The sequence below is a fragment of the Leisingera sp. ABD4_442 genome, assembly GCF_056160905.1.
Genome location: NZ_JBSWYB010000107.1, coordinates 1 through 316, shown reverse-complemented (window position 1 = coordinate 316; position 316 = coordinate 1). Strand labels below are relative to the sequence as shown.

1 protein-coding gene is annotated in these 316 nt (G+C 66.1%); it reads right to left on the bottom strand.

Features of this window, described 5'->3' with window-relative positions:
* Positions 1 to 316 (bottom strand): hypothetical protein (locus ACXAHG_RS23585; RefSeq protein WP_475061264.1); only part of this gene is annotated, 316 nt, incomplete at both ends.

Below are 316 nucleotides of genomic sequence, written 5' to 3'. Positions count from 1 at the left end.
AGAGCGTGAAATCGCCGTCGCCCGCACCGCTGCCGTCCTTGGACACCAGCGCCATGTCACCCGGCAAGCGGTCCAGCGAAAAGCTCAGCGAGACTGTCGCCGCATCCAGCTCCAGGCTGTCCAGATGGCCCGCGTTCAGATAGTCGCCGTCTTCACCGCTCAGCAGATGCTGACCGGGCAGGGCTGCGACCGGGGTTTTCACCCCGGGAACGGCGGCATCGGCGGCGTCCGCCAGCGCTGCCCCCGGGACTTTGATTTTGCCGGTGTTTTCGGAGACCTCTTTGGGGGCCAGGGCCTCCTCCAGGTCGTCGATTGT